The following is a 15,782-nucleotide window of genomic DNA, read 5'->3' as shown; positions in this document are numbered from 1 at the left end:
CCGAAATGGCGGCAACGGTTGGCGGTTCATTGCAAGGCCCTGCCTTCGGTCTCCGGAATAAATGCCACTAACATCACAGTAACCAGCATGAAGGCGTTGATGAGGGTGGTCGTAACATTGAAGGACGCGCCATAAGCCACCAGTGCACCGATCAGCGAGGGCGCGAGGATGTTGGCTACCCGTTGGGCGAAAATCGCCCAGCCGTAACCAATGGTGCGTAGTGGCGTCGGGTACAGTTCGGCGATCCAGGTGCCCCAGACACCCCAGGCGCCAAGGCTGAAAAAAGCCAGGGCAAAGTTGCTCAGGTAGAGCATTTCCAGGGCCTGTGCGTTGGCAAAGCCGTAGCCGGCTACCACTGAGGCTCCGATAAAGCCGATGATGATTTTCTTGCGTCCGAAACGATGGGTCAGGAAGGACGCGGCGACGTAACCGGGGATCATGCACAGCGCCGACAGTGCAATGAAGCCGTAGCTTTGCGGCAAGCTCAGACCACGTTGCTGCAATAGGGTCGGTAGCCAGGTCTGCAATCCCCAATAACCCCATGAGAACGTGAAGTTGACGAGGATTTGCAGGGCGCTGACTTTGAGCATGGCGCCTGCAAACAAATCGCGCTGGTAGCCTCGGGTGCTCTGGTCGACTTGCAGTTGGCAACTTTCAGCTATTTGCACGGCCCCGCGACTTAGTCGCTGGATCACCCTCTTGGCCTGCGCTTGCCTGCCCACACTCGCCAGCCAGTAAGGCGATTCCGGAACCCAGAGCGCCACCACCAGCGCCCAGAGGCTTCCCATCGAACTCAGCACGATAATCGCGCGCCAGCCCCAGGGCATCAGCCATACCGTGGCTCCCAGCGCCAGTAGCATCCCGATCGGCCAGCCCGAGGCAAGGTACACCGTGAGCGCGCCGCGATGGCGCACCGGCAGCAGTTCCTGGTAGTGGGCAAAGGTGACGACCATCATGCCCACTGCCGCTACGCCCGACAGCAAGCGCAGCACATAGAGGCTGAGGTAGTTCGGGGCGAACGCACTGGCCAGCGAAATCACGCCGTAGAGCGCCAGGCTCCAGAGAATCGCGCGTTTGCGCCCAATCCGTTCGGCCGCTTTGCCCCAGGCCAATGACCCAAGCAGCATGCCAATGAACATGGCACTGATCAGATTGCCGACCGCGAGCGCGTCGAGGGCCATGTCTTCTGCTATCAGCGGCGCGGTGTAGACGATGATCATCATCTCCCACGCCTCGATGGCAAATACAAAGAACAGCGCGAGGCAGCATTTGAGGTGCTCGCGCGTCAAGGGAACATTTCTGAACACATCGCCCACCTGCTGGATGGACGCGTTGCTGCCCGGCGAGGGCGTTTCGGTGACGTTGCTCATGCTCATGGAGGATCATCCAAGTGAGGGAGGGTTATGCCTTGACCCGATTGCCGATCGGCACCGGCCCCTGGAACAGGCCGAAGGCCTTGATCTCGGTTTCCGGTGGCGGTTCACAACTGCCGACCCGGCTGGGTGACCAGCCGAAGCGCCGTTTCATGCCGGCCATGGCCTCGGCCATCTTGAAGGCCGCGACCACGGGGTCGATGACCGGTACGCCGACTTCCCGCTGTACCTGCTCAAAGAAACCGAACTCGATGGTGCAGCCGAGCACGATGGCTTCGGCCCCGTCCTCTTCGACGGCCAACATGGCTTGTTCGATGATTCGACTGCGGGTGAGGGCGGGGTCCTTCTGGAATTCATCAACCCCCATACCCAGAGGCCTCATCGATGCCAGCCGGTCCGCCGCGCCGTAGTTGCGGACCCGCTCATGCATCTGCTCCATCCACTTGTTGCGCCCGACGATGATCGAGAACCGGTTGGCCAGCTGTGCAACTATTTGCAGGCTCGCCTGGCAAGGGGCGACGACAATCGTGTCGCCTGAGATTTCCCGGGCATCTTCCAGTGCCGGATCGTAGAAGCAGCCGATCACCAGCGCGTCGATGTTCTGTTGCCCGCAGTCGCGGGCGATACGGAGGGTGCGCTCGTAGGTGAGTGCTTCGTACGCGCGATATTCCAGGTGTGTCGGGCTGTGTGCCATGTCGAAGGACACGACTTCAATCTGTGTCGATGGTTGCTTGATGCCGTGGAGCAGATCGGCGATGGTGGCGTCGAATGTGGAGCAACCAATCGGGTTCAGCCAGCGCACCGTTACGGGTACGTCCTGCGGCTGGGGAGCGGTTGTTGTAGTGTGCATGCAATAGTCCTCGGAGATTTTCGCAAGCGCGATTAGAAGAACTTCACCAGTGCCATGGTCAGTTCATTGGCACGGGTCAGGTTGGCGCTGCGGTAGTACTCGAAGTTCATATTGGCGGAGAGGTAGAACCCCTGTTGGGCAAACCCGGTATAGGTCATGGACGGGCCGATCTTTCCAACGCGTGACTCGGCGAAGTCCGACGCGGCTTTATTGTTGATGTGATAGACGTGATGCACGCCCAACCACAGGTCGTCGGTGACGAGGTATCCGGCGGCAACATTCGCCAGCCACAAGCTGACCCCGCCGCGCAGGCGCTTGGGGTTGTCGGTGCCGAGGTCGGTGGTATTGCGATTGCGCGCGGCGTAATGGATGCCCGCTGGGGTAAAGGTCGCGGCAAAGTTCCCGACGCGCACGTAATTGGCGAGGCTGAAACTTACTGCGTATCGATTGGCAAAGGCGCCGTAACCGGCGATGTCGTCGTTGCCATTGGGGAACTCGACCATCAGGGTCGGGTTGGTCCAGAACGTGGTGTAGTCAGCAGAGCCGGGTTCGCTGGTGGACTCCACCACGTTGTAGTAGTAGGCAAAGCCCAGGTTGGGTGAAGCAATGCCCCAGGGGCTGGTGTCCCGTGCACCATTGGTGCTGGCGTAGCCGGGGACGGCGCCTACCCAGAACTGCAACTGGTCACGGGTTGTGTCGGTAAAGCCCGTTTCGGAGAAGTACGCCAACACCGTATTGCCACCGGCGCGGACGTTACCGTCTGCCGTGCGATTGAACACCGGGAATGACTCCAGTGCCCATTTGCCCGGGATGCCCGGCTGGCCAAAACCAATGAACTGCTCGGCGTTGGCTGATGCGCTGAATCCCAAAATCAAGGCAAGCGCGGGCAACACCCAAGGACGTGATGGGGTGTACGGTTTCATATCAGTTCTCGCTTTTTTGTTGTTGTTCTTAAGTACTGAGGGCTGGTGCGCTCGGCGTAATCGCCGTCAGCAGCTCCTGTGGTTCAAATCTGCACGCCGTATATCGTTCTGGCCGTTTCGGTATCGACATAGCCGTTCTTCAGGTCATCCAGTACGGCTTGTCGGTTGCGCTCAGAGGGCGACCCGTAACCACCACCGGCTCCGGTGCGCACGCGTACCAAATCGCCTGCGTCGAGGCTGATGCTGCTGGCCATGGCATAACGCTGTTGTGTGCCGTCGCAGCGGGTGACTTCGACATAGTTGGGCGTACCGTCCAATCCTTGTTCAAGCCCCCAAGGTGGTATGACGGCGCGGGTGTAGCCGCAGGTCAGGAAGCTGGCATCGGAGCGAATGCGGTAGTCGATCAGCAGGCCTCGCCCGCCACGGAACTGGCCGTGGCCGCCGGGCGCGTCATTGAGTTCCATACGCTCGACGTACAGGCCATAGCGGGCTTCGCACACCTCAACCGGGCAGTTGTAGGTTTCCCCGTGCAGGCCCGAGTACACCGCGTTGTTGCCGTCGCGGCCGGGTTCGGCCCCCCAGCCACCAATCTCGGGCTCCACCAGGGTGAATACGCGCCCGGTATCGGGATGCACACCGCCGATGATGGTGGCGCACACCGAGGCAAAATTACCAGCGGGCAGGCGATCGGGAAACCGCTGGGCCAGGCAGCGCAGGATCAGGTCGTGCACGCGGATCAGGTTCTCGAAATAGAACCCTTCGGCTGCGGGAGGCTGGGCATCAAACAGCGATCCGGGCCGGGTCAGTACCCGGAGGGGGCGGAAGGTGCCTCCATTGGTGACGCCTTGTGGCGCGGTCAAGGCCTTGAAGGCCATCTGCGCCGCGACGACTGCGCCATCTCGGCTAAGGTTGGTGGGCCCGGCACATTGGTCAGGGTTGTCGCGCAGGTCGATGATCAGCTCGCGCTCGGATATCTGAATCGACACATTGAAGAGCCTGCCGTCGTCCTGCATCTCCTGTTGATGAAGGTGGGTGGCGGGCAAGTCACGCAGTGCGCGCAAGGAGATCTTTTTGCCCAGGTTCATAAACTCCTGCATGGCTGTGAGGAACACCTCGATCCCGTACTTCGCGCTCAGTACCTGCAAGCGCAGGGCGCCACTGCGCACTGCGGCGACTCCTGCCCATAAATCCCCTTCCATGAAATCCGGCATACGGGTATTGCAGCGCAGGATCTGCAGCACCGAACGAATCGGCTGGCCCCGACTGATGAGTTTGACCGAGGCCAGGCGCAGGCCTTCCTGAAAAATCTCGGTTGCCTCCGTCGACAACGAACCCGGCACCATGCCGCTGATGTCGTTCCAGTGGGCGATGTTGGCGGTCCAGGCCAGCAATCGCCCCTCGGCGAACACCGGCATCGCCAGTACCACATCATTGAGGTGGGTGACGCCGCCACTGTGGGGATCATTGGTGATGAACACGTCACCGTCCTCGATTTCCCCGGGCGCGGGGTGCTGAATCAGAATCTGCTTGACGGCTTTATCGAGCACGCCGACAAAGGCTGGAATGCCGGCGCCCGAGCTGGCGATTTCGCCATGGGCATCGGTGATGCCGGTGCCCATGTCCAGAACCTCATAGATCACCGGGCTCATGGCAGCCTTGCGCATCGCCTCGAACATTTCATCGGCGATCGCCTGTAGCGAGTTCTGGATGATATCCAGGGTGAATATATCGATTTTGCTCATGGGGGCTGCTCCTTCAGGCGCCGAGGGTGATATGCAGGTTGCCGAGGCGGTCGACGAGTACTTGATTGCCGGGATGGACCACTACGGTGGAACCGGCGTCCTCGATGATGGCCGGGCCGCTGAAACTCATCTGCGGCTCCAGGCGGGCGTAGTCGTAGATGGCCGTGTCGTGGATGCCTTCGAGGGCGAAATCCACCGGGCGTTGGCCTTTGTGGGCCTCTGCCAGCGTGCGACCGGTGACGGGCAGGGCTTGCAGGTTCAACTTGCCAATCTGCGCGACGGCCACCAGATGGAAACCGACAATTTCCAACGGCGCCTGTAAGCGGTAGGAGTACTGCTGCTCATAGAGATCGTGGAAACGTCGGGCTATCGTCGGCCAATGCTTTGAGAGCGATTCTTCTTGACCCAAGGCGACCTCGACGGCGTGCTCCTGGTTCTGGTAGCGCAGCTTGCAGGACACCTGCACGTCGACCTGATCCGGAGCAATGGCTTCGCCGATAAACTGGGCCCGGGCGTTGTGCATCAGTTCCTCGAGAAACACTTGGGTAAGCGCCAGCGCGTCCTCGCGGTCGGTTTCGACAAAACGATTGATGAACAGGTCGCGACGCAGGTCCGACATGGTCATGCCCCATGCTGAGAATACGGAGGCGCCTCGGGGCACAATGACTTTCTTGACCCCAAGTTCCTGCGCCAGGGCGACTGCATGCATGGCTCCGCCGCCGCCGAAGGCGATTAGGGTCAACTCCCGGGGATCATGGCCACGGCTCAATGACACCAGTTTCAATGCGTTGACCATGTTGTCGTTGGCGATTCGAATGATGCCGCGGGCGATCTCGTCGGCGGGTAGCTTCAGACGCTTGCTCAGTGGGCCGAAGGCCTGCCTGACAGCGGCCATATCCGCGACCAGCTCTGCGCCGCAGAAGTAGTCAGGGTTGATCCGGCCCAAAGCCAGGTTGGCATCTGTCGTGGTGACCTGCGTACCGCCGTTGCCATAGGCCGCGGGGCCGGGCAGGGCGCCAGCGGATTCAGGGCCGACGTGCAGTTTATCGAACTCATCGACCCAGGCGACGGAACCACCGCCGTTGCCGATTTCCACCAGATCCACCACTGGCACCATGATCGGGTAGCCCGCATTGAGTCGATTACGCTCAATCCAGTAATCGGTCTTTATCGACACCTGGCCGTTACGTACCAGCGAGCATTTGGCGGTGGTGCCACCGATGTCCAATGCCAGCAGGTTGGGCTCATCAAGCAGGCGCCCCAGCTCGGCGGCGGCCCAGAAACCGCTGGCAGGCCCCGACTCGACCATGGTGATGGGAATGTCCCGCGCATGAGCCACACTGTCGACGCCGCAGTTGGACTGCATGATGTACAGCGGTGCTTCGTAGCCGCCTTCGCGCAGGCCCGTTTCCAGGTTCTCGAGGTAGCGTGCGGCGATGGGTTGGACGTAGGCCGAGAGCACTGTGGTGCTGGAGCGTTCGTATTCGCGCCACTCGCGAGTGATCTGGTGTGAGGCCACGACTGAGACCTCGGGCCAGAGCCGCTGTACTTCTTTCAGTACCGCCTGCTCATGGACCGGATTTGCATAGGCGTGCAACAGGCAGATGGCAATGGCTTGCACGCCATCGGCGCGAAACGCATCGAGTATGTCGCCCAGGCCTGAAAGGTCCAGGGCTTTACGCTCACTGCCGTCGGTATGCAGGCGACCACCTACCTCGCGCCTCAGGTAGCGAGGCACGAAGGGTGCTGGCTTGACCCATTTCAAGTTGAAGTAGTCGGGGCGATTGGCCCGGGCAATTTCGAGGATGTCGCGAAAGCCTTGGGTGGTGATCAAGGCCGTCTTTACGCCTCGACGCTCGGTCAAGGCGTTGATGACCACGGTGGTGCCGTGGGCGAGATAGTCGACAGTTTCCAGTGCAATGCCCGCTTTCTGGATGACATTGAGCACACCCTTGGCGAAGTTCGGCGGTGTGGTATCGACCTTGGCGGTGCGAATGATTTGTTGGCCGGTGGCCGGGTTGCTTTCGAAATAGACCAAGTCGGTAAATGTCCCACCGACATCGGTCGCTACACGCACAGTTTTACCGTCCATACCCACAGGGTATCTCCTGATGTGATTGTTGTTATCGGAGCTAGCAGAGCGTTGGGGCTCTCGCTGTTTAGACGGATGCTAGAGGACGGTGAGCGGGGGTTACTACCTGCGGCACGGGTAGTTCATGGCGCGATTTCCACACCGCCTACCCGGATGGGTAGGCGGGTGGGCTCAGAGAGAGGAATCAAGAACACCGAGGCGCAACGCTGCACTGATGGCGGCCGTGCGATTGTCTACCGAGAGCTTGGCGAAGATGTGTTTAAGATGAAATTTCACGGTGTTTTCAGAGACGTTCAACCCTTGAGCGATCGTCTTGTTTGGCTGGCCGCTGGCGAGCAAGGTGAGGATTTGTGTCTCCTTGGCGCTGAATGGCATATGGGCGCGCCCCGGGTGTGCCCGCCAGCCCCGTAGCCGCGTAAGGATGGCTGCCTGACCAGGAAGGGTTTCAGGGCAGGCTTCCAGAGCCGGCAGCAGACTTGGCCCCACTTCCAGCAGCAGGCCCGGCAAGATCTGTTGAGGTATCGATGCCAGGATCGGGGTCAGATCCTTGGTTTCCAGCGTTGACTGGCCTTTGCCATAGGCGACTAACGCCAGCAGTTGCAGGCGCCACGCAGGGAGGCACAAACCTTTGTCTTGCAGCACTTTGCCTTCTTGATACAAGCGGGTCAGCGCGGCGGCGGAACGTCCCGAGGCCAGTTGCAGGCGGGCCAGTGCCAAGGTGGCTGCTTCATGGTTACGCCAGTCATCGCGGTCACCTGCAATATGTTCAAGGTCGACCCGCAATGCCTCCTCGCGAGCCTTTACCAGGGAGCCGCACTGCACCAGCAAATCGACCCGCCATGCATTGACCAATCGTGTCAGCCGCAGCCATTCACGGGTGTCCGCCAACTGTGCCACCTGTTCCAGTTCACGCAGCGCCAGCTGCATGCCTTGACTGCGCAGCGTCGTGCGCCACGCGACTTCCGCTGTTGTGGCGGCGATATCCAGCCAGCCATCCGTCTGTTCGAGGGATGCCCAGCCGTCCCGCCACCAGGCTGTCGCCTCGGACCATGCACCTTGCCAGTAGCAGTGCTGTGCCTTTAGGCAGCCGACTAGCGCGTTGACTGAGCTTTCATGGCCAAACTGATCGCTTGAAATGGCCAGCGCCTCGTCGACCATGCGACTCGACTGGGTAATGTTGCCCATCAAGGAAAGTACTTGTGCCTCATGAATGCGGCAGTAATTTTCACCGCGCGGAATATCGACCAAACGCATCTTGATATGGGCTGCCCGGATGGTTTGCAGCGCGCGGGGCAGTTCTGCGTGAGTCATGGCTTTCAAAGCCTCTACACAGGCAAGGGTTGCCTGGGCCAGCACTTCGTCGCCCTGCAACCGTACTGGGTCGAACGGACTTTCGTGGTTCTCTGCGAAACGATCGACGTAGGCGTTCACCAACGTTTGAATAACCTGGAAGTCTCGCTTCAGGCGCCTGTCGTCCTGGATGACGCCTTGCGCCAGCTTTAGTAGTTGAGTGGCTAACCTGTGGTCTCCAAGCTTGGCGTGCAAATACGCTTGGAGCAGCAAAAGGTCAGGTTCGCTGCGCCGTGTTGGCTCATCGAACTGCTGCAACAGGCTTTGTGCATAGCGGATCCCATGCCTCAGTACGGACTCCCATCCCCCTGCACGCACCACCATATTCACTGCCAGCGCGATATCGCTGGCACGTAACGTATGTGACACAGCCTGGATCCAGTCCTTTTCTTGTGCCAGCCATTGGGCGGCAGCGCGGTGAATGCGCTGGGCATTTTTGGTGTCACACCGTTTGCTCAGGAAATCCCGCAGCAGACGGTGGTAGCGGAACCACTGACGCTGGGCATCCAGCGGAACCAGCAGGGCGTCCAGGTGGCTTAACTGTGCAAGCAGTTGGGTACTGTCCGTGCGCTCGCGTATCGCGTCAGCGAACCCTGCGTTGAAACGCTCCAGCAATGCGGTATCGATCAGGAAGGATTGGCACGCTGGTGGCAAGCGTCCCACGACTTGTTCTGTCAGGTAGGCAGCGACATTGGTCACGTGCCCGGAAAACTCGTTCAGGCAGTACAGCGAGCCGTCGCCACTGGCTCGCCACAGCCGAGCCAGTTGCACGGCCACGGGCCAACCTTCGGTTGTTTCATGCAGGTGATGCAGGTCTGACGATGAGAGATCGGGTCCCAGGATCGTGTTGGTTTCGCTCGTTGAAAGCGTCAATTCGCGAGCCGTCACCTCGCGCACCCAGCCCATGGTTTTCCAGCGTGCCAAGGGCCATTGGGGGCGAGTACGGCTGGCGACAACCCATTGCAGCCAGGGTGCAGCTTGTTCCAGCAACGCTTGCACAATGGAGTCGAGGTGTTCGTTGGCGGCTGTATGGTAGTCATCGAGCAGTAGGGTGATGGAGCGGTTTTCGCGCGCCATGGCGTGAAGCAAGGCAGTGATGGTGCGCTGTGGTTGTGCATCCAGGGATTGGGCCTCTGCCAGCCGTGGCAGGTGTCCGAGATCAAGGCCTGCGTGGTCAAGCGCCAGAATCAGATAAGCCAGGAAACGGTTAGGTTCTGCGTCTGCTTCATCCAGCGATAGCCAGGCAACGGTTGCCTGTGGGGAGGTGCAGAGAAGTTCCTGTCGCCACTGCATCAATAGCGTTGTTTTGCCGTATCCAGGGGGCGCCACAAGGAGAATCAAAGGCCCTTCAATCCTCGTCTTTAATGACGTCAACAAGTCTTGCCGGGGCATTGAGGTGAGCAACGTCAGCGGCGGTGTCAGTTTGCCTATCCAGCGCCAGGTATGTTGGGAGTTACTTGAAGAAGGGGCATGGGTCACGGCGGGGCGGCTCGTGTCGGGAGTATGCCCGAATGCTTTATCAGGAATAGGCAGGTTGCGTTGGGATGATGAGTAACGAAATGTTTACATGATGCAGCAAGCTGAGCGGCCAATAAGGGCTTACGCCAGATGAGTTTTGTGAGGTTTTGTAGGGCCTATCCCTGTTTTGTGTAGGAGCAGGGCTTTCTCCCCTTGCAGCGCTTGAAACGCCACCCCTCTGGGCCATAGCCTCACGCTTTTCCTGACACTGAGGCCCGGCATTGGGTAAGCGAAAAACGGTTTGGCCCACGGAGCGGGAAGTTCGACTGCGCTTTATCCTGCTGGCAATCATTGAAACGGCCTGTATTCGAGGCGTTCCCATCGAACGCCTGCTGCTTTCATACATACTGTTGCGCAACAAGCCGACCCAGGAGCAACTTTGGGAGGCCATCAGCGATTGCCTGCTCCTCGATGAGATGCGTGGCTTTCGATTTGAACCCGGGTCGGAAGCCGATCGGTTGATGCGCAAGATCAGCAGCGAAATCAATCAGTCCTGACGAGCCACCAGCGCCGGCGTGCGCGGCGGCACCAGGCGCTTGCTGCCCGTCGACTCATAGGCCGATGCCAATCGCAGCAGCGCCGAATCGTCATACGCCCGGCCGGCAAATGTCAGCCCCACCGGCATGCCGATGTCGGCCATGACGCCCATGGGCACCGTCACTGTCGGCACGCCCAAATGGCGGATGGCGAGGTTGCCGTTGGCGACCCACACTCCGTTGCTCCAGGCGATATCCGCCGACGCGGGATTCACATCCGCATCCGCCGGACCTACGTCGGCAACTGTCGGAAAAATCACCGCATCCAGCCCCAGGTTATCCATCCAGTCTTCAAGGTCGATGCGTCGTGTCTGTTCCAGGCCGCGCAGGCCGTCGGGCACGGTGCTGATCCTGTCCCACGGCGTGATGCCGCGCTCGGCCATGCGCACGTATTCGTCCATGCCGGCGGCCAGGTCGTCTTCGCGGTTGGGCAGGGTGCCGGGGTCGTGGGGGAAGATCTTCGGGCCGTCGACATCCGCCAGGCGGTTCAGCGCAGGGTCGCCATTGGCCCGCAGGAAATCATCGAACGCCCAGGCCGACAGTTCCCACAATTCATCGTGGAGGAATTCCTTGGACACCAGGCCTCGGGTAAACACTTTCGGTGCGCCCGGGCGATCGCCTTCGCAATTGGAGACCAGCGGGAAATCCACCTCGACCACTTCTGCGCCGGCGGCTTCAAGTGCCTTGCGCGCAGCTTCCCAGAGCTCGATCACCGAGGCCCGGGTTTTGATTGGCTGGCCAGTAGGGCCGCCGATTCCCGGGGCGTCGCTGGTGCCTGCCTCGGGGTCGGCGTTGATGTACATGCGCGGCACGCCGAAGCGTTTGCCGGCGAGTGCATCGCCGGTCGCGGCCAGGTCTGCGTAGGATTGCGGGCGTACCGAGGCGACGCCGGGGATTGGCACCCAGGGTTGCATCCGCCACAGGTCGCCGCGTGTGTCGGGGTCTTCTGCGACCACGACGTCGAGCACTTCAAGCAGGTCGGCCATGGTCCGGGCGTAAGGCACGACCACGTCCATGGTCGGGGTCAGCGGCCAGTTGCCGCGCACCGAGATCACGCCACGGGACGGGGTGTAGGCACACAGGCCATTGTTGGACGCCGGGCCGCGCCCGCTGGACCAGGTTTCTTCCGCCAGGCCAAACGCCGCGAAGCTCGCCGCAGTCGCCGTGCCGGCGCCGTTGGAGGAGCCCGAGGCGAACGGTGCGGTGAGGTAGTCGGCGTTGTACGGGCTCTCGGCCCGGCCATATACGCCGCGCTGCATGCCGCCGTTGGCCATCGGCGGCATGTTGGTCTTGCCCAGGCAAATGGCGCCTGTTGCCCGCAGTCGCTCGATGGTGAACGCATCGCGGTAGGCAACCAGGTTCGCGAAAGCCGGGCTGCCGGAAGCGGCGGTGAGGCCCTTGACCAGGTAGCTGTCTTTGGCCGTGTAGGGAATGCCGTCGAGCGGGCCCAGGGTTGTGCCGCTGGTCCGGCGTGCGTCGGATGCCCGGGCTTCCTCCAGCGCTTGCGGGTTGCGCACCACCACCGCGTTGAGCGCGGTGGCAGTCGTGGGGGCGTCGTAGGCGTCGATCCTGGCGAGGTAAGCCTCGACCAGTTCAACCGCCGTGGTCTGGCCGGATTCGAGCGCAGTGCGCAGCTGGGCAATGGAAACTTCGGTTACTTCGATCACGTGGTTATCGCCGGGTGCAGAAAAGGGGGAGGGCTTGAGTGCTGACTCAATCCAATCAGTGAAAGTAGCTTACTGATAGATTTTTCATAGCGCCAGAGAATGGCATCCCTTACTGTGGCCCCTTCATTTCCTTATCGATAACGGTGCTGTTTATGTCCGATGAAGTGCGGCTTGTCGTCATCATCAATACCCAGCCTGGCCGGGGTGCGGACCAGTTGGCGGCCTTTGCCGGGCTCGCTCCGCTGGTCCGGGCCGAAGCCGGTTGCATCCAGTACGACCTGCATCCGGTCGAGGGCAACAGCGACAGTTTTGTGTTGATCGAGACGTGGGCTTCAAAGGCGGCGCTCAAGGATCACCACGCAGCGCCGCACATGCTGGAAGCCGCGAAGCACAACCCGACATTCCGTGCGGGCCCCTCCAACGTATTGGTGCTGGAACCTGCCGTCCAGGCACGTTGACTTCAACCCGGCAGCTCAAGGGTTTATCATTGCCCCTTCATTTTTTGCTGCCCGGAAAGATTTCGATGTTGTTTACAAGGACTGTCATGACGAGCGCACTGCTCGCCGTTCTGGCCACCCAGGCCCACGCGTCCAGCCTGGACCTGACCTACGAGGCACCTGTCCTCAGCGCTGTACCGCTCACGCCGCAGGCTGAGCCCAAACCGCGCTTTCCGGTCAAAAGCCTTGCGCCGGTGACCGTGGAAAACAGCTGCACCGGCCGCGAGTGCACCTACGAAGGCGACATCAGCCTGCCCCGTGAGGAGCAGACTGTGCGGCGTATTTCCATCGGTATTCAATAAAGCCGGCTGGCGCCTCAGACGATCCCATACCGGGGCGCCGGCTTGCCTGTTTGCGTGGCCGCAAACAACGCACCACGCGCCGCATCATAGGTCTCCCACAACGAACCATCGGCCACCGACGGCCAGGTGATCGTCTCACCCTGATCCAGCCCGGCCAGTGCCGCGTCCACCAGGTTTTCGGTGGTCATGACCGACTCCTGTTCCAGGGCGGAAAGCGGAATGCCCGACGCGTCCCAGATCTCGGTAGCGGTGGCTGCCGGCAACACGATCTGCACCTTCACCCCGGTTTCCGCCAGTTCCGATTGCAAGCCACGGCTGAATGCCAGGACATAGCTCTTGGTGCCGCTGTACACCGAGCTGACCGGCAGCGAGTGCACGCCCAACACCGATGCCACGTTGATGATCAAACCTTCATTGCGCACCAGCATGCCCGGCAGCGCCGCGTGGGTCAGGCGGGTGAGGGCGGTGATGTTCAGGGCGATCTGGGTCGTGGAATCCTCGACCGAGGATTGAGCCAGCGGATGCAGGCGGGCCAGGCCGGCGTTATTCACCAGCACCTGGATCGCCGGGTTGCCGGCGAGCAGGCTTTCAACACGGGCCAGGTCCGCGGGGTTTACCAGGTCGGCGCCGATGGTCTGGACCTCGCGCCCGTAGGTTTGAGTGATCTTCGCCGCCAGGGCTTCGAGGCGGTCTTCACGACGGGCGACCAGGATCAAGTCGTAGCCACGGGCTGCCAATCGGTCGGCATACACGGCGCCAATACCTGAAGAAGCACCCGTGATCAGGGCAATTTTTGTGGAAGCAGGGATCGACATGAACGGCTCCAATAGATGAGTACTCAACCAATATTGTTGAGGGCTCAAGTTATAGGCTTGGCGTTTGTCCTTGTCAATGGTTTAGTACTCAATCATTCTACCGGCATGGAGGATCTGAAAATGCCAACACACAAGACTGACAAGCCTGATGCCCGTGCCGACCTTTTGAGCCTGCTGGGGGACGTGGCGTGCACCAACAACGCACTGCGCCGTGCCGCCCGGCGGCTGGGCCAACTGTATGACGAAGCGCTGGCGCCGATTGGCCTGAAGGCTACGCAGGTCGGCTTGCTGGGTGAAATCGCCCGGTGGGCGGCGGTGGATGAGCAGGCAGGGCCGACGTTGCAGGAGCTGGCCGGACGCCTGGCGATCCTGATGTCGGCGCTGACCCATGCGATGAAGCCGCTGGTGCGCGACGGGATTGTCGAGCTGCGCCCGGATGCCCTGGACAAGCGCACCAAACGCTGCGTGCTCACGCCCAAGGGCGAAGCGCTGTTCAGTGAGGCGCTGGTGTACTGGGCGGCCGCCAATAACCGGGTAGAGGAGGTGCTGGGGCATGATTCGGCCGCGCAGCTGCGCGGCATGGCAGACCATGTCGCCTCCGAAGAATTTCTGGCGGACTACAACAGCCGATCCGCGCAGGCATAAGCCAGATCCTTTGGTTATTAGACAGACGCCGTTCGCCCATCCGATGCTGGGCCCCTCTCGATCAGGGGCTTTCCATGACCACTCAACGCCAACTGAAGCTGGGCGCGTTCATGCGTCCGGTCAGCATCCACACCGGCGCCTGGCGCTATCCCGGCGCTTACCGTGACGCCAACTTCAACTTCAAGCACCTCAAGCAGTTTGCCCAAACCCTGGAGAAAGCGCGTTTCGATGCGTTCTTCATGGCCGACCACCTGGCCCTGCTCAACATGCCCATCGACGCGTTGAAGCGCAGCCACACCGCCACCTCCTTCGAACCGTTCACCTTATTGTCGGCCCTGAGCCAGGCCACCGAGCACATCGGCCTGGTAGCCACGGCCTCGACCACCTACGACGAACCGTTCCACATTGCCCGGCGCTTCGCGTCCCTGGATCACCTGAGCCACGGCCGCGCCGGCTGGAATATCGTCACCACTGCCAACCCGGATGCGGCGCAGAATTTCGGCCTGGAGCAGGCCTATGCCCACGACGAGCGCTACGCCCGTGCGCGGGAGTTCTACGATGTGGTCACCGGGCTCTGGGACAGTTGGGCCGATGATGCCTTCATCCGCGATGCCGACAGCGGTGTGTACTTCGACCCCGACAAGCTGCACACCCTCAATCACCAGGGCCGCTACCTCAATGTGCGCGGCCCGCTGCACATTGCCCGCCCGGTGCAGGGCTGGCCGGTGATCGTGCAGGCCGGCGCCTCGGAGCCGGGCCGGCAATTGGCGGCAGAAACCGCCGAGGTGATTTTCGTGGCGCCCGGCACGCTCGAGGAAGGGCGTAAATTCTATGCCGATATCAAGCGCCGGATGCTGGCGGTGGGGCGGCATCCCGACCATCTGAAGATCTTGCCCGGGGCGTTTGTGGTGGTCGGCGATACGCTGGAAGATGCGCGGCGGATTCGTGCGCATCTCGACAGCCTGGTGCATTACGAAAGTGCGATTGCCTCGCTGTCGATCGCGCTGGGTACCGACGCGACGAAGTTTGATCCCGACCAATACCTCCCGGCGATTCCCCAAACCAACGCCAGCCAGAGCTCCCGCGAACGGGTACTGGCGCTGGCTGATCGCGAACAGTTGACGGTGCGCCAATTGGCCCAGCGTCTTGGCGGTTATGCAGGTCTCTCGTTTGTCGGCACCGCCCACAGTATTGCCGATGAGATGCAGCAGTGGCTGGAAGAAGAGGGCAGCGATGGCTTCAACATCATGTTCCCGTGGCTGCCGGGCGGGCTCGATGACTTTGTGGCCAGGGTGGTGCCCGAGTTGCAGGGGCGCGGGATCTTCCGGCGCGAGTACGAAGGCTCTACCCTGCGGGAAAACCTCGGGCTGCCGCGTCCGGCGAACCGCTTCTTCGCCGAATGAGCGGGTATTTCTACCGTGGTTAGATCGTTTATTTCCTTCTGATTGGGGGCCATTCCCCAATCGCATATC

General features: G+C 61.2%; 13 protein-coding genes. 5 read left to right on the top strand and 8 right to left on the bottom strand.

From position 1 onward, the window contains the following. Positions 1-26: 26 nt before the first annotated feature. From AC3WKX_RS20180 to AC3WKX_RS20155, 6 genes are all read right to left on the bottom strand, one after another. Positions 27-1,376 carry an MFS transporter gene (locus tag AC3WKX_RS20180; RefSeq protein ID WP_256579825.1) on the bottom strand — a complete coding sequence of 450 codons (1,350 nt, stop codon included), beginning with the start codon at positions 1,374-1,376 and terminating at the stop codon, positions 27-29. A gap of 25 nt (positions 1,377-1,401) precedes the next feature. Next, complete coding sequence (locus AC3WKX_RS20175) at positions 1,402-2,223, bottom strand: aspartate/glutamate racemase family protein (RefSeq protein WP_102605578.1); 822 nt, start codon at positions 2,221-2,223, stop codon at positions 1,402-1,404. 32 nt (positions 2,224-2,255) lie between these two features. After that, complete coding sequence (locus tag AC3WKX_RS20170; protein WP_102605579.1) at positions 2,256-3,146, bottom strand: hypothetical protein; 891 nt, start codon at positions 3,144-3,146, stop codon at positions 2,256-2,258. An 83-nt stretch (positions 3,147-3,229) separates the two neighbouring features. Then, the gene (locus tag AC3WKX_RS20165) at positions 3,230-4,888 is read right to left on the bottom strand and encodes a hydantoinase B/oxoprolinase family protein (protein ID WP_102605580.1); all 1,659 of its coding nucleotides are present in this window, start codon (positions 4,886-4,888) and stop codon (positions 3,230-3,232) included. A 13-nt stretch (positions 4,889-4,901) separates the two neighbouring features. Beyond that, positions 4,902-6,980 (bottom strand): hydantoinase/oxoprolinase family protein, encoded by a 2,079-nt coding sequence (locus tag AC3WKX_RS20160; RefSeq protein WP_102605581.1) that lies wholly within the window; start codon positions 6,978-6,980, stop codon positions 4,902-4,904. Positions 6,981-7,151: 171 nt separating this feature from the next. Beyond that, positions 7,152-9,809 (bottom strand): winged helix-turn-helix domain-containing protein, encoded by a 2,658-nt coding sequence (locus tag AC3WKX_RS20155; protein ID WP_256579826.1) that lies wholly within the window; start codon positions 9,807-9,809, stop codon positions 7,152-7,154. Positions 9,810-10,069: 260 nt separating this feature from the next. On the opposite strand from AC3WKX_RS20155, the gene AC3WKX_RS20150 reads away from it, so the two are divergent. After that, positions 10,070-10,345 (top strand): hypothetical protein, encoded by a 276-nt coding sequence (locus AC3WKX_RS20150; protein WP_008436022.1) that lies wholly within the window; start codon positions 10,070-10,072, stop codon positions 10,343-10,345. Here AC3WKX_RS20150 and AC3WKX_RS20145 read toward each other — a convergent pair. Next, positions 10,336-12,051, bottom strand: a complete 1,716-nt coding sequence (locus AC3WKX_RS20145; protein WP_102605583.1) for an amidase — start codon at positions 12,049-12,051, stop codon at positions 10,336-10,338. The two genes, AC3WKX_RS20150 and AC3WKX_RS20145, sit on opposite strands and share 10 nt — an antisense overlap. Positions 12,052-12,203: 152 nt before the next feature. Here AC3WKX_RS20145 and AC3WKX_RS20140 point away from each other — a divergent pair, with 152 nt between their 5' ends. Continuing rightward, positions 12,204-12,509, top strand: a complete 306-nt coding sequence (locus tag AC3WKX_RS20140) for a putative quinol monooxygenase (protein WP_003219672.1) — start codon at positions 12,204-12,206, stop codon at positions 12,507-12,509. Positions 12,510-12,595: 86 nt separating this feature from the next. Beyond that, the gene (locus AC3WKX_RS20135; protein WP_102605584.1) at positions 12,596-12,850 is read left to right on the top strand and encodes a hypothetical protein; all 255 of its coding nucleotides are present in this window, start codon (positions 12,596-12,598) and stop codon (positions 12,848-12,850) included. Positions 12,851-12,864: 14 nt separating this feature from the next. Here the strand turns inward: AC3WKX_RS20135 and AC3WKX_RS20130 are convergent, their stop codons facing one another. Next, positions 12,865-13,665, bottom strand: coding sequence for an SDR family NAD(P)-dependent oxidoreductase (locus AC3WKX_RS20130; RefSeq protein ID WP_102605585.1), 801 nt, complete (start codon positions 13,663-13,665; stop codon positions 12,865-12,867). A gap of 120 nt (positions 13,666-13,785) precedes the next feature. Here AC3WKX_RS20130 and AC3WKX_RS20125 point away from each other — a divergent pair, with 120 nt between their 5' ends. Together AC3WKX_RS20125 and AC3WKX_RS20120 are read left to right on the top strand one after the other, a co-directional pair. Further along, entirely contained in the window at positions 13,786-14,310 is a 525-nt protein-coding gene (locus AC3WKX_RS20125) for a MarR family winged helix-turn-helix transcriptional regulator (protein ID WP_003219677.1), read from the top strand. Positions 14,311-14,384: 74 nt separating this feature from the next. Further along, the gene (locus AC3WKX_RS20120) at positions 14,385-15,713 is read left to right on the top strand and encodes an LLM class flavin-dependent oxidoreductase (protein WP_102605586.1); all 1,329 of its coding nucleotides are present in this window, start codon (positions 14,385-14,387) and stop codon (positions 15,711-15,713) included. The last annotated feature ends 69 nt before the right edge of the window (positions 15,714-15,782 follow it).

This window comes from Pseudomonas sp. GP01-A4 (genome assembly GCF_058780865.1).
This window is presented reverse-complemented; position numbering and strand designations above follow the sequence as displayed.

Coding starts and splice junctions, on each gene's coding strand:
- AC3WKX_RS20180 (WP_256579825.1), bottom strand. CDS start 1,376: ATGAGCATGAGCAACGTCACCGAAACGCCCTCGCCGGGCAGCAACGCG.
- AC3WKX_RS20175 (WP_102605578.1), bottom strand. CDS start 2,223: ATGCACACTACAACAACCGCTCCCCAGCCGCAGGACGTACCCGTAACG.
- AC3WKX_RS20170 (WP_102605579.1), bottom strand. CDS start 3,146: ATGAAACCGTACACCCCATCACGTCCTTGGGTGTTGCCCGCGCTTGCC.
- AC3WKX_RS20165 (WP_102605580.1), bottom strand. CDS start 4,888: ATGAGCAAAATCGATATATTCACCCTGGATATCATCCAGAACTCGCTA.
- AC3WKX_RS20160 (WP_102605581.1), bottom strand. CDS start 6,980: ATGGACGGTAAAACTGTGCGTGTAGCGACCGATGTCGGTGGGACATTT.
- AC3WKX_RS20140 (WP_003219672.1), top strand. CDS start 12,204: ATGTCCGATGAAGTGCGGCTTGTCGTCATCATCAATACCCAGCCTGGC.
- AC3WKX_RS20135 (WP_102605584.1), top strand. CDS start 12,596: ATGACGAGCGCACTGCTCGCCGTTCTGGCCACCCAGGCCCACGCGTCC.
- AC3WKX_RS20130 (WP_102605585.1), bottom strand. CDS start 13,665: ATGTCGATCCCTGCTTCCACAAAAATTGCCCTGATCACGGGTGCTTCT.
- AC3WKX_RS20125 (WP_003219677.1), top strand. CDS start 13,786: ATGCCAACACACAAGACTGACAAGCCTGATGCCCGTGCCGACCTTTTG.
- AC3WKX_RS20120 (WP_102605586.1), top strand. CDS start 14,385: ATGACCACTCAACGCCAACTGAAGCTGGGCGCGTTCATGCGTCCGGTC.